The 13,608-nt window shown below is 57.3% G+C and carries 11 protein-coding genes; 1 reads left to right on the top strand and 10 read right to left on the bottom strand.

What is annotated here, in order from left to right:
- Positions 1 to 7 precede the first annotated feature (7 nt).
- A complete protein-coding gene (locus tag CHR62_RS05395) occupies positions 8 to 295 on the bottom strand; it encodes a 4a-hydroxytetrahydrobiopterin dehydratase (protein WP_123660278.1) in 288 nt (95 codons plus the stop codon).
- A 211-nt stretch (positions 296 to 506) separates the two neighbouring features.
- Between CHR62_RS05395 and CHR62_RS05390 the strand changes: the two genes are divergently transcribed.
- Positions 507 to 2,663 (top strand): malate synthase G, encoded by a 2,157-nt coding sequence (locus CHR62_RS05390; protein WP_123660277.1) that lies wholly within the window; start codon positions 507 to 509, stop codon positions 2,661 to 2,663.
- 22 nt (positions 2,664 to 2,685) lie between these two features.
- On the opposite strand, the gene CHR62_RS05385 is transcribed toward CHR62_RS05390, so the two are convergent.
- The 9 genes from CHR62_RS05385 to CHR62_RS05345 form a co-directional block, all read right to left on the bottom strand.
- Positions 2,686 to 3,876, bottom strand: a complete 1,191-nt coding sequence (locus tag CHR62_RS05385) for an acetylornithine transaminase (RefSeq protein ID WP_093971600.1) — start codon at positions 3,874 to 3,876, stop codon at positions 2,686 to 2,688.
- Positions 3,877 to 4,148: 272 nt separating this feature from the next.
- Positions 4,149 to 5,813, bottom strand: coding sequence for a TRAP transporter large permease subunit (locus CHR62_RS05380; RefSeq protein WP_123660276.1), 1,665 nt, complete (start codon positions 5,811 to 5,813; stop codon positions 4,149 to 4,151).
- A gap of 20 nt (positions 5,814 to 5,833) precedes the next feature.
- Complete coding sequence (locus tag CHR62_RS05375) at positions 5,834 to 6,421, bottom strand: TRAP transporter small permease subunit (protein ID WP_123660275.1); 588 nt, start codon at positions 6,419 to 6,421, stop codon at positions 5,834 to 5,836.
- 32 nt (positions 6,422 to 6,453) lie between these two features.
- Positions 6,454 to 7,212 carry an ABC transporter permease gene (locus CHR62_RS05370; protein ID WP_123660393.1) on the bottom strand — a complete coding sequence of 253 codons (759 nt, stop codon included), beginning with the start codon at positions 7,210 to 7,212 and terminating at the stop codon, positions 6,454 to 6,456.
- Positions 7,213 to 7,217: 5 nt separating this feature from the next.
- Positions 7,218 to 8,003 carry an ABC transporter ATP-binding protein gene (locus tag CHR62_RS05365; RefSeq protein WP_093971597.1) on the bottom strand — a complete coding sequence of 262 codons (786 nt, stop codon included), beginning with the start codon at positions 8,001 to 8,003 and terminating at the stop codon, positions 7,218 to 7,220.
- Positions 8,000 to 9,025, bottom strand: coding sequence for an ABC transporter substrate-binding protein (locus CHR62_RS05360; RefSeq protein WP_123660274.1), 1,026 nt, complete (start codon positions 9,023 to 9,025; stop codon positions 8,000 to 8,002). Before CHR62_RS05360 ends, CHR62_RS05365 begins: the two co-directional genes overlap by 4 nt.
- A gap of 51 nt (positions 9,026 to 9,076) precedes the next feature.
- Positions 9,077 to 10,291, bottom strand: coding sequence for a 2Fe-2S iron-sulfur cluster-binding protein (locus CHR62_RS05355; protein ID WP_123660273.1), 1,215 nt, complete (start codon positions 10,289 to 10,291; stop codon positions 9,077 to 9,079).
- Positions 10,292 to 10,303: 12 nt separating this feature from the next.
- Complete coding sequence (locus CHR62_RS05350) at positions 10,304 to 11,134, bottom strand: xanthine dehydrogenase family protein subunit M (RefSeq protein ID WP_123660272.1); 831 nt, start codon at positions 11,132 to 11,134, stop codon at positions 10,304 to 10,306.
- Positions 11,131 to 13,533 carry a xanthine dehydrogenase family protein molybdopterin-binding subunit gene (locus CHR62_RS05345; protein ID WP_093971593.1) on the bottom strand — a complete coding sequence of 801 codons (2,403 nt, stop codon included), beginning with the start codon at positions 13,531 to 13,533 and terminating at the stop codon, positions 11,131 to 11,133. The genes CHR62_RS05350 and CHR62_RS05345 overlap by 4 nt, the downstream gene beginning before the upstream one ends.
- Positions 13,534 to 13,608: the final 75 nt, after the last annotated feature.

The raw sequence follows: 13,608 nt of genomic DNA, 5'->3' as shown, positions 1-13,608 counted from the left end.
CTTTCTCCTAAACCAGCTGGTCCATAAAAGCGGCCAGCGCGACATCGCGATCGGTAACGCCGTTGGCATCGTGCGTGGTCAGCGTCACACTCACGCGGTTATATACATTGAACCACTCGGGGTGGTGCCCGGTGCGCTCGGCCTGCAGCGCCACCTGTGTCATAAAGCCGAAGGCTTCATTAAAGTTTTTAAACATGTAATTTTTGTGGATAGCATCCCGGCCGGCGACCGCCGTCCAGCCCTCGAGCAGCAACAGCGCCGACGGCGCCCCAATCAGTTTTGGCAAACCTTTCATTACGCCCCCCAACAATTACCCTACCGGCCCAAACCGGCAACTCATTACGAACTATTTGTGGCCATGTTGATTTTATTTATTAACTTTTAGTTCAAGGTGATTGAACCCGCACAGTCTTGAGCCGACACCTTCAACAGTCCATACTATACGAGCATCGTACGCTAAAAACTTTACCGATTTTTGTCCAATACCTATGCAACAAGGAAGCGCCATGACACAAAGAACAACATGCCAGCAGCTCCAGGTCGACACCCGCCTTTACGACTTCATCGAAAAAGAAGCCCTACCCGGCAGCGGCATCACGTCGTCGGCCTTCTGGGCCGGTTTTAACAGCATCGTTCACGATATGGCGCCCGAAAACAAAGCATTGCTGGCCGAGCGCGACCGCCTTCAAGCCGAAATAGACACCTGGCACCGTGCCAACCCCGGTCCGATTCGCGATATGGGTGCCTACAAGGCTTTTCTGAAACGCATTGGCTACCTGCAAGACGCGCCGGCCCAGGTTCGCGTCAACACCCAAAACATCGATTTCGAATTCTCGGACCAGGCCGGCCCGCAGCTGGTGGTTCCCATTACCAACGCGCGTTATGCCCTGAACGCCGCCAACGCGCGCTGGGGCAGTCTGTACGATGCGCTGTACGGTACCGACGCCATTTCGGAAGACGACGGAGCGACGCGTGCGGGCGGCTATAACCCGGTGCGCGGCAACAAGGTCATCGAATATGGGCGCCGCTTTCTTGACGACACCATTGCATTGGCACACGGCTCACACGCCGATGCCACCGCGTACCGGATTGAAAACGGCAAACTGGTCGTGCAACTCGCCAACGGCGCCACAACCCTGGCGCAACCCGAATGCCTGCTCGGTTACCGGGGCACCCCCGACGCACCCGAAGCGCTGGTGTTCCGTCATAACGGCCTGCACTTCGAACTGCAAATCGACAGCACCCACCCTATAGGCAAGCAAGACAGCGCCGGCGTCAAAGACATTCTCATGGAGGCGGCGCTCACCACCATCATGGACTGCGAAGACTCGGTGGCCACCGTCGATGCCGAAGACAAGATTTTGGCCTATCGTAATTGGCTGGGCCTGATGACCGGGACGCTGAACGAAGAAGTCTCCAAAGGCGGAAAAACCTTCACCCGCACCCTGAACCCCGACCGCGAATACACTGACCTGAACGGCAAACCTCAGATGTTGGGCGGGCGCTCGATGATGCTGATCCGTAATGTCGGCCACCTCATGAGCAACCCGGCCATTCTCGACAAAGACGGCAACGAAGTCCCCGAAGGCATTATGGACGCCGTCATCACGTCATTGATTGCGCTGCGCGACATTGAGCGCAAGGCCAACTCGCGCAAGGGGTCGGTTTATATCGTCAAACCCAAAATGCACGGCCCTGCCGAAGTCGCTTTCGCAGGCAAACTGTTCGGCCGCGTCGAACAGCTGCTGGGTATGGCCCCCAATACCCTGAAAATGGGCATCATGGACGAAGAACGCCGCACCAGCGTTAACCTGAAAGCCTGCATTGCCCAGGCCACTGAACGCGTCGCCTTCATCAACACTGGCTTTCTGGACCGCACCGGCGACGAGATCCATACCGCCATGGAAGCCGGCCCCATGATTCGCAAAGGCGAAATGAAACGCAGCCTCTGGATCGACGCTTACGAGCGCAATAACGTACAGGTCGGTCTGGAATGCGGCTTGCGCGGACGCGCCCAAATCGGCAAAGGTATGTGGGCCATGCCCGACCTGATGGCCGACATGCTGGTGCAAAAAATCGGGCAACTTAAAGCTGGCGGCAACACCGCGTGGGTGCCCTCGCCTACCGCCGCCACCCTACACGCTTTGCACTACCACCAGGTCAACGTGCAAGATATCCAGCGCGGCATGGAAGGTAAAACCGAAGCCTTGCTCGACAAAATCCTGACGGTACCGGTCGCCACCGACACCTGTTGGTCTGAAGCCGACAAACAGCAAGAGCTCGATAACAATGCCCAAGGCATTCTGGGCTACGTCGTGCGTTGGGTCGACCAAGGCGTCGGGTGCTCAAAAGTACCCGACATTCACAACGTAGGGCTCATGGAAGACCGCGCTACGCTGCGCATTTCCAGCCAGCACATCGCCAACTGGATGCGTCACGGCATTGTGTCAAAAGAGCAAGTCATGGAAACCTTGAAACGCATGGCGGCTGTCGTCGACGGGCAAAACAATGGCGACCCGCTGTACAAGCCCATGGCCGGCAATTTTGATACGTCAGTAGCGTTTAAGGCCGCCTGCGACCTGGTCTTCAAAGGGCTTGAACAGCCCAACGGCTACACCGAGCCGCTGCTGCATCACTGGCGGCAGGTGGCCAAGCAAGGGTAAGCCTGGCCAACACCGCTGAAGATTACGCCCGAACCTGGCCGACGATCTCGTCGAGCCAACGCAACATCAGGTCGACTTCTTCAGCGGTAACGTTCAAAGCGGGCATAAAACGCAGCAGCTCGGGACGCGGTGCGTTCAGCAACAGGCCCTCGGGCCCGCGGTCGCGCGCCGCAGCCACAATAGCGGCGCCATCGGGTTTGCCAAGTTTTAGTGCACGCAGCAAACCTGTACCACGCTCGCCATCCATCCCCCACTTGGTCGAAAGCGCCAGCAAACCTTCCGACAACTGTTGTGCACGCGCATTAACAGCCGCCATAAAATCGGGCGCGCTGACCTCGTCGAATACCGCAATACCGGCCGCGGCCATGAGCGGGTTACCGTTGTAAGTACCGCCCTGATCACCGTATTCGAAACAAGCCACGGCCTCGCGTGCGCACAAGGCAGCCAGAGGCACGCCGCTGCCTATCCCTTTGGCTAGCGTCATGATGTCGGGGGCGATGTCGGCATGCTGATACGCAAACAGCTTGCCGGTCCGACCAATACCCGTTTGGACTTCATCAACAATCATCAACAGGCCCAGCTCTTGTGTCAAAGCACGCAATGCCTGCATGAACTCGACGGTGGCCGGAATAACGCCCGCCTCGCCCTGGACGGGCTCGAGCATGACGGCAACGGTTTTGTCGTCAATCAACTTGCGAACCGATTCAATATCGTTCAGCTCAGCTTTGGGGAAACCGTCGACTTGCGGCGCGAACATGGTGTCCCAGCCGGGCTTGCCGGAGGCCGACATGGTGGCCAATGTGCGGCCATGAAAGCCATGGTTAAACGTAATGATTTTGTAGGCGCCATTGCGATGCAGCTTGCCCCATTTGCGGGCCAGCTTGATGGCGCCTTCGTTGGCCTCGGCACCGCTGTTGGCAAAAAATACGCGGTCGAAACACGACGACCCCGTAATACGTTTGGCCAGATCCATAGACGGCTGGTTGTAAAACGCCGGCGAGGGGTTAATTAACGTTGAAGCCTGCTTTGTAAGCGCAGCCACCACCGACGGCGGGCAATGCCCCAGGCAGTTCACGGCCCAGCCCTGCAGGAAGTCGAGGTATCGCTTGCCATTATGGTCTTCAAGCCAAGACCCCTGGCCACGCACAAATACCAGATCGGGCCGCGAGGTGATTTCCATAAGGGCTTTGACGCCGGACTGATCGAATTCCATAGTGACTTCCCAAAAAATAAAGGGCAAAACAGCACATGCTGCAAAACGTGGATTTTAACGCAGTGGGAAGAGCAAGCGGACGCAGCCACTTTGACGAACACGCGCGGTCGAATCGCCGCCGCCAACGGCCCAGCCGCGCTGGGCGCCGCAACACACAATCGCTCGCCCAAAGAAAAACCGGGTGGCTTTCACCACCCGGCAACACGACGATAACGACGGTAGAAAAATAGTGCAAACCTAGGCCCGGCGGTAACCCCGGGCACACATCCAGATTATTTAAATATCGGCCCCGAACTGTCACCGCCAAAGACACTGCTGCCGCCGTAGTCAGCCTGAACCTCAATCTTGACCGTATTGGGATCGACCTTGGACGCACCATCTTTGTAGTGCATGACGGTTGCCGGGAACATCATCACCAACGCGACCATCAGCAGCTGGATGCAGATGAACGGGATGGAGCCCCAGTAAATCTGGCCCGTCGTGACCTTGGCAATAGTTTGACCCGTCAGCTTGTCTTTGTAATCTTCTTTAGGCGCTACCGACCGCAAATAAAACAGGGCAAAGCCAAACGGGGGGTGCATAAATGAGGTTTGCATGTTCAGCGCCAGCAACACCCCGAACCAGATCAGGTCAATGCCCATTTTGTCGGCGACCGGGCCCAGCAGCGGCACAATAATGAAAGCCAGCTCGAAGAAGTCCAGGAAGAACGCCATGACGAACACGAAGATGCTGACGATGATCAAGAAGCCGGTTTCGCCGCCGGGCAAGCCCACCAGCAAATGCTCAACCCACAAGTCGCCGTCGACACCACGGAAGGTCAGGCCGAACACGGTGGAGCCCACCAAAATAAAGATCACGAACGATGCCAGTTTGGTGGTCGTGTCCATAGCCTGCTTGAGCAACGACCACGACAACCGCTTACGGGCCAATGCCATGATAATGGCGCCGACCGCGCCCATAGCGCCCCCTTCGGTAGGTGTGGCTATACCCAGGAAAATAGTACCCAGCACCAAGAAGATCAGGGCCAGGGGCGGAATCATGACAAACGTGACCCGTTCGGCAATTTGCGACAGCAAGCCAAACCCGAAAACCTTGTTAAGCACGGCCAGAGCAAACGCCACCACGCCGCCTACCAGCGTACCCACAACAACGGTTTCATCAATGGGTGCATCGGCTGACAAGATCATGGGCGACAACAACCACGACGCACCGACAGCCACCGCCAACAACACCAGCAACGACGGAATGCCGTGACTGCCGTTAGGTTCGATAAAGGTACGGCCCTCTTCGGGAATGGCCGGCGCATTGCGTGGCCGGAACAGCGCGAGCAACAAGATATAGGCAATGTAAAAACCTACAGTCATCATGGCCGGCACCATGGCGCCACGATACATGTCGCCAATTGAGCGGCCCAACTGGTCGGCCAGCACGATAAGGACGATAGACGGCGGGATAATTTGCGACAACGTACCCGACGCAGCGATCACGCCTGAAGCCAACCGGCGGTCGTACCCGTAGCGCAACATAATGGGCAGGGATATCAAGCCCATGGAGATCACCGACGCCGACACGACGCCGGTGGTGGCGCCCAGCAGAGCACCGACAACCACCACGGCAATAGCCAAACCGCCACGCAATGGTCCGAACAACTGACCAATCGTTTCAAGCAGGTCCTCGGCCATGCCAGAACGTTCAAGAATCAACCCCATAAAGGTAAAGAACGGGATTGCCAGCAGCGTGTCGTTGGCAATAATGCCGAAAATACGCTGAGGCAACGCCTGAAACAACGCTGGCTGGAAAAAACCTAGCTCTACGCCCAGCAGGCCAAACAACAAGCCATGCCCGGCCAGGGTGAAAGCCACCGGAAACCCCATCAGCAAAAACAGGATCAACGAGGCAAACATGACCGGGGCCATGTTGGCAATTAAGAACTCCATGATCAAACCACCTTATCTTTTTATTTGGACGATGCCGCGTTGGCAATTTCTTCGGCCAACAACTCTTCAGACGTTTTGTGACCTTCGGGATGCGTGGGATTAGGACACTTGCCCATCAAAAACCCGGCACACTTGATCAGGTGCGACACCCCAGCCAAAGACAACAAAATGAACCCCAGCGGGATCAGCGCCTTGACCGGCCAGCGCACCAGGCCACCCGCGTTGGATGACACTTCGTGATGCACGTAAGACTCGATGGCCATAGGCACAGAAAGCCAGAGAATAAACATGCACGCAGGCAAGAAGAACGCCAGGATGCCGATGATATCGATCACGATCTGCCCGCGCTCGGAAAGGCGCGACGCCAGGATATCGACACGCACGTGCCCATTACGCAAAAATGTATAACCGGCGGCCAGCAAAAAAATCATCCCGAACATGTACCACTGCACTTCCAGCCAGGCATTCGAGCTCATGTCGAAAGCCTTGCGAAACGCAGCGTTAAACGAACTAACCACCACAACCACCAAAATTACCCACGACACCGCTTTGCCCACCCTGACATTGATCGCATCGATCAACCGGGACAACGCCAGCAAACCACCCATAACAGCTCCTTTGAAACCACCAGACCAACAATTTATTCTTCGTGTCCTTGACGCCAAGGCGTTGCGTGGCGCTCGATCCAGGCCAGCGCACCGTAAAGCACAACACCCATGACCCCAAGAATGAACAGCGCCGCAAACACCCGAACCGTATCGAATGTGCCCTGCGCACTCATGATCACGTAACCCAACCCTTTTTGCGACGAGACAAACTCGCCGACAATGGCGCCGACCAGCGCCAGCGACATGGCGACCTTCATGCCCGCCACCACCGAAGGCAGCGCACAAGGCAGCTTGACCTTAAAGAAGAAGTCCCAAGCCGACCCCTTCAGTACCTTGCCTAAATCGGTAATGTCGGACGGCACCGACCGCAACCCATGAACCGTATCGACGATAATGGCGAACACCGCTATCAGGAACGCAATCGCCACCTTGGGCTCGGCACCAGTGCCCATCCAGACCACAAACAGCGGCGCCAGCGCTACCTTGGGTACGCTGTTAAAACCGATAATCAGCGGATACAGAAACCGTTCGAAAATACGTGAGCTGACCAGTGCCACTGCGATCAGCACACCCCCCACTACGGCCAGCACGAAACCACCCAACGTAATAAACAGGGTGTACAGACTTTGCTCTACATACCACGAGGCTTCGTTGCTCAACTCGGTCAAAATTGCCGACGGAAGAGGCAACATGATCGAGCGAATCTCGAATGCCCGGCACACAAACTCCCAGACCAGCAACACCACGACCAGCGAGAACGTACCGGCAGCACCCGTTTTCAAATGATTCATTGTCATCAGGCTTTCCTCTTTTCTGACCCTGTGTCCATGTTGTCGAACAGGCCACGGATATGAGAGACATACTTGCCGAACTCTGGCGTTTCTCGCACCGACAGCGGCCTAGGGCGCGGCAAATCAACCTCTATGATTTCAACCAACCGGCCGGGGCGCGGCGACAACACCATGACGATGTCACCCAAAAAGACCGCCTCGGAAATCCCGTGCGTCACGAACAACACCGTATTACGGGTCTCCATCCAGATACGCTGCAGCTCAAAGTTCATCTGGTCACGCGTAAATGCATCCAGCGCACCAAAAGGCTCATCCATCAGCAACAGCGAAGGGTCATCGACCAGCGCACGGCAAATTGCCGCACGCTGACGCATACCCCCCGACAGCTCACGCGGATAGCTTTGCTCAAAATCGCGCAACCCGGTCAGGTCAAGCAGATGATCGACTTTGGCCTGGTAATTGGCTACAGGCTTCTTTGCAAACTCAACAGGCAACAACAAGTTCTTTCGAATCGTGCGCCATTCAAGCAGGGCGTCGCGCTGAAACACCATACCGATGCCGTCGGGCGGGCCCGATACCGGGCGACCGCCAACCTCGAGGTCGCCCGAAGTGATGTTTTCAAGCCCGGCCACACAGCGCAAGAATGTACTTTTGCCACAGCCGCTGGGGCCCAGAATGCTGACAAACTGCCCCTCAGGGATATCAATGTTGATTCCATCCAGAGCCAATACGCCTCGGGCACCTGGATACTGTTTTTGAACACGCCTTGCGCTAACAGCCGGTACACTCATTTGCCAATCATCCCGTCATAAGCCTCGGGCTTGACCATACCGGTGACGTAAAAGTCAGTGGCTGGCAAGCCGCCCTTGATCAACTCAAGCTTGGTCATGGTCTTGACTGCATCATCCCATTCGGCGGGTATCGGCATCCCCATGCGGTAGCCCTCGACGGGCTTGCCGAAATAAGGCTTCAAAGCATCAAGCTGCCCACGAAGCGACTCGGCATCCAGACGGGCTTGGGGGCGCGCGGCAATAATCGCTTTGACGGCTTCATCTTCGTTGCCCGCCCAAATGTATTCCCAGGTACGGGCGGTCACACTAGCAAACTTCGAAATGGCCTCGCCGTGGCTAGCCAATTTGCCTTCGTTAGCAAAAATGCCAAAGCTGGGGATATTCAGACCATAATCGGCAAAAGGAATGGCCACTGAAGGCCGGGTCTTTGAAACCGATGCAATGATGAACGGGATGGTCGATACGACGGCATCGGCCCGACCAACAGCGTATGTTGTAGCCTTGGCTGCCGCTTCAACATTAAGCAATTCAAGGTCGGTGCGCTTTACGCCCCCAGCCGCCAAAAACGCATCTACAAACGGGGCCTCAAGCGAGCCCGCCGTGTACACCAGTTTTTTACCTTTCAGATCAGCCGGCCCTTTGATATTGGAGTCTTTGGGCACCAGCACGCCAATGTCATTACGACGCGCAAACGGGGCCACTGCCTTGACGGGCAACCCCTTGTCGCGCGCAATGATCATAGGTGCCAAAGCCGCATGACCCACATCAAAATTGTCGCTCGATCCCACGATCTGAACCGTGGTCACCGACCCATTGCCATCTTCGAAGTTGACGTCCAGGCCCGCATCTTTGTACCAGCCCTTTTGCATGGCCAGATGAAACGCGCCATGTATACCCCAGGGCGTCCAATCAAGACGTACTTTTAAAGGCGTTAATGACTGTGCCGCGGCCGTGCCGGCAACCAGACAAGCCACGGTACCCGTCAGTACACGCGCCCAGGACTTCGTCAGCAATTTCTTCATGGCAAACCTCTTGTGGTTTTGGTGGAAAAGAAAATCTGGAACGGTGCGCCTTTATTGACCGCCGAGCATCCGCTTCAGGCGGGCCCAAAGCACGCTCATGAACATCTTGAACGGGCTGAACTCAGCCTGCGGCAGGGGCTCGGTCGAACCGGCGGGTTGCGCCATGCGCAATGCCACGTTGCGGCCAAAGTCGGCAATCATGCGTTTAACAAAGTCCTGCACCAGACCCGACCGGGAAAATTGCGCCAGCGGCCCTTGCAGGGAATAAAGCAGATCAACGTCGACACGCGCTTTGTCGGCGGACAACGACGTGACCCGATAGCTGACATCGCCTTTAGCGCGAGACTGGCTAAGCGAATCTTGCCCCGAGCCGCGCAGCACCGCAGACTTGGCAGCATCGTCACGCTCGAGCGTTGCCGCACCATTGAAGGCTGCGGCCATCGGCCCGAACTTGATGGCAATTTTCCCCTTGACCTCGTCGCCTTCCTGCGACTCGATGACTGCGCCCGGCAGGCAGCCGGCCACCGCACGCAAATCGGCCATAAAAGCCCACACCTGATCCGCAGAAAACGGGACCTCGAAACCGCCCTGGATATTTGTACCCTTGCCTGCTGCGGCGGGAGCAGACGCACCGGTAGACGCCGAAGGCGTCGCGGCAGGCGCCGCTGGCGCTTTGGTGCTGGTCGACGGCACTGTCGCGTCAAAGCCGGTAAACGGCTTGGGCGCATCGGCAGCGGGCGGCAAGGCGGCCTTGCCTTGCATGGCTGCCTCACGCAACGCCTCGACAGCAGGATCGGGCTGCATACGCAGCGCGTCGAGCACCGACATAACGGCGGCCGTAATACCCTGATAGCCGGTGCAACGGCAAATATTGCCCGACAACTCGATTCGCACACGCGCTTCGTCGGCATCGGGCAAGCGCAAGATAATGTCACGTGACGTCGTCAACATCCCCGGCGTACAAAAACCACATTGCAACGCATGGTGGGTATTGAAGGCTTCACGCAGGCGAAGCATGACGGGGTCATTGTCGTAACCTTCGATGGTGGTGACCTGGCGCCCCTCGCAGGCGCTGGCAAACGTAATGCACGAACGCACTGGCTTACCATCGACCAGCACGGTACATGCCCCGCAGACCCCGTGCTCACAACTTAAATTGGTACCGGTCATGCGCAAGTCTTCGCGCAAAAAATCGCCCAAATGCGTGCGATCAACAACATCGCGCGTGAAACGGCGACCATTAACTTCAATATTCAACTCGGACATAGCTACTTTCCTTTACTCACCCAATGCCTGTTGCAGGCAACGCTGGATGACCGTGATATACAACCGTCGGTCGGCGGCGGTTTTTTCGGGTGCGACGGCGGCGAGAGCCTGCCCGATGGCCTGCTCGTCGGCTGCGGCAAGGCCGCCTTTAGCCACTTGGGCAGACAGTTCGGCCAACAACTGCGGTGCGCCCCCAAGCGCCCCCACCACAATGCGGGCAGTTTGGGTAGACGGCTCGAAATACGCAGCACAGCTGGCTTCGGCAAACTCGCCCGTTTTACGGCAAAACTTGTAGTAACCCCAACGGGTTTGGGCCGTACGCGCGGGCACAATGACGGCCGTGATCAATTCTTCGGGTTGCAGATCGACGGCATAAGCACCCAGCATGAACTCGGGCATGCGCACGCGTCGCGTACCGGCGGCAGACGACAATTCGAGCTCGGCAGCCAGGGCGCTGGTGGCCAGCACCCAGTCGGCCGCCGGGTCGGCGTGCGCAATGCTGCCGCCTATGGTGCCGCGGTTACGCACAGCACGGTAAGCAATGCGGCCGGCCACTTCTTGCAGCATATGACCACGCAGTTCGGGGAACACACCGTCTTCGATGTCGGTATGTGTGACAGCCGCCCCGATACGAATCTTGAGACCCTCGGCAGCGACCTGTCGCCACTCATTGACGCCGGAAACGTCAATGACCTTGGCCGGACGCGCCAGACGCAGATTCAGCATGGGGCCCAGCGACTGGCTGCCGCCCATGGCTTTGACCGACCCATCGGTGTTTTTTAAGACAGCGAGTGCTTCTTTGGCCGTTACGGCACGTTGATATTCAAATTTTGCAGCTTTCATACGGTAGCCCCTGTTGTTGCGTTGGGACGTGATTCGGTTGAGCGGCCCGCATCGGCCAGCGCATCGAGCACGCGATGCGGCGACAGCGGCGTGCGGGTGAATTCGACGCCGTAATCCTTCAAAGCGTCGTTGACGGCGCCAAAAATAACGGCGGGCGGTGCAATGGCCCCGCCTTCGCCCATACCCTTTGCACCGAACTCGGTGTGCGGCGACAGGGTTTCGAAATGGTCGATACGGATATTGGGCACTTCGGTGGCGCCAGGCATGATGTAGTCGGCCAGCGTTGACGCCAAGGGCTGACCTTGATCGTCGTAGGGCATTTCTTCGTACAACGCGGTGCCAATGCCCTGCGCAATACCGCCAATGGTCTGCCCTTCAACCACCAGGGGATTAATCATGCGGCCACAGTCTTCGACCACGACATAATCCAGAATTTCGATGGCACCAGTGTTCGGATCTACAGCGACCACAGCGGCCTGACTGCAATAAGTGAAACTACCGGTATCTACTTTGGGGCGATAACCCACACTGATTTCCAGACCGGCAGGGTCGACATCGGGCGGCAAATGCTGGGGGTTGACGTACCACGCATTACAAATTTGCGACATGGGCACCTGACGATCGCCTGCTTTTACGCAGCCGTCTTCAAGCACCACATCGTCGACCGATGCGCCTAACAAATGAGCGCCGATTTTTTTGATGCGCGGCACCAACTGCTTGCATGCCGTTGACACAGCACCGCCTGACATGACCAAGGACCGCGACGCGTAGGTGCCGGATGAATATGGAGTCTGCCCGGTGTCGCCGTGCACAAGACGGATACGATTGACGTCGATTCCCAAAATCTCGTTGGCAATCTGGGCGAAGGTGGTTTCCATGCCCTGACCATGCGAGTGAACGCCCACACGCAACTCGGCGCCGCCGTCGGGCGTCAACTTGACTGCAGCCTGATCAAAACCTGGAATTACAGGCGTGCCCCAGGCGGCAAAAACCGACGTACCGTGCGCGGATTGCTCGGTGTAAGTGGCTACGCCCAGACCAATCAGACGACCATCGGGTTCGCCGCGCTGCTGGCGTTCACGCACGGCGTTGACATCAATCATTTCCAGTGCGCGTCGTAGGCTGGCCGGGTAGTCGCCACTGTCCAGATGCTTGTTGGTCACGTTGACATAAGGCATTTGCTCGGCCTGCACCAGATTGTCCAGACGCACTTCCCAAGCTTCGCGGCCCACTTCACGCGCCACGGCGTCGAGCAATAGCTCGATAGCAAAGCACACGCCTGTACGCGCTACACCACGATACGGCAGAAAGCCCGGTTTGTTGGTCGCCACGCAACGTGTCTGGCAACGGTAACCGCGAAACGCGTAAGGCCCAGGCAGGTTACCCAAAGCCTGGCCTGTTTCCAGGCCTACGGTAAACGGCCAGACCGAATACGCGCCGCCATTGATGGTGACTTTGGCATCGAGCGCAAGCAATTTGCCCTGTTTATCGGCGTACGCCGTCATTTCGTAGTGATGTTCGCGCGTATTGGCACCCGCAATCAAGTGCTCGCGGCGGTCTTCGAGGTAACGAAACGGACGCTTGTAAGTTTTGGCCAGCCAGGCAACACACAGCTCTTCTTGCTGCAAAATACATTTGTATCCAAACCCGCCACCCACGTCGGGCGAAATAACCCGGATTTGCTCTTGAGGCAGGTCGAGGAATTCGGACAAACCGGTACGGATCAGGTGTGGCACCTGAGTCGCGGTGTAAATCACCAACTGGTTGACCTGGTTATCCCAGTAGGCCAATACCGCGATGCCCTCCATGGGCAGCATGCACTGGCGGGAAAGGTCGATATCACGCTTGACGACGACCTCGGCCTTTGCCGACAGTTCATCAAAATTGGTATTGGCATTCAACGTCACGAACACATTGTCTTTCCAGTGATCGTGTACAAAATTTTCAGTAGCTGCTTCGGCGCTTTCGATATCAACATAAACCGGCAGCTCGTCATAATCTACGTCGACCAGCTCTGCCAGATCTTCGGCTTCGGCACGCGTTGGCGCGAACGTCATCGCGACGGGTTCGCCCACAAAACGCACTTTATCGTGCGCCAATGGCGGCTGCCCAGAGGCCTGGTAAGTCGGTAACGTCGAGTTGGCAACAATATCTTTGGCGTCGGGCATGGACGACCGCAGAAACACATGGCCCTCGGCCTCGGGCGACACTTTGACCCCAGTGATACGCGCGTGCGCCAGCGGACTGCGCAAGAAGGCGACCTCGCTGAGACCCGGCATGCTCATGTTGCCAATGAAGTTGCCCTTGCCATGCAGGTGACGCGCGTCTTCTTTACGAGGAATTCGCGCGCCAACGCCCTGCGGCTTTGCGGTGAATGTTGAGTGATGTGAGTCTGTCATGCCTGAACCTGCCTGTAATGCATCTGTTGCCTGCTTAATTCGGGGTACCACAAGGCGCGCCCGCTAACCGGGCGC

It is taken from the genome of Pusillimonas sp. NJUB218, assembly GCF_003788685.1.
GTDB lineage: Bacteria > Pseudomonadota > Gammaproteobacteria > Burkholderiales > Burkholderiaceae_B > Neopusillimonas.
The sequence above is the reverse complement of the archived record's forward strand: the minus strand, read 5'-3'. Positions and strand labels throughout refer to the sequence as shown.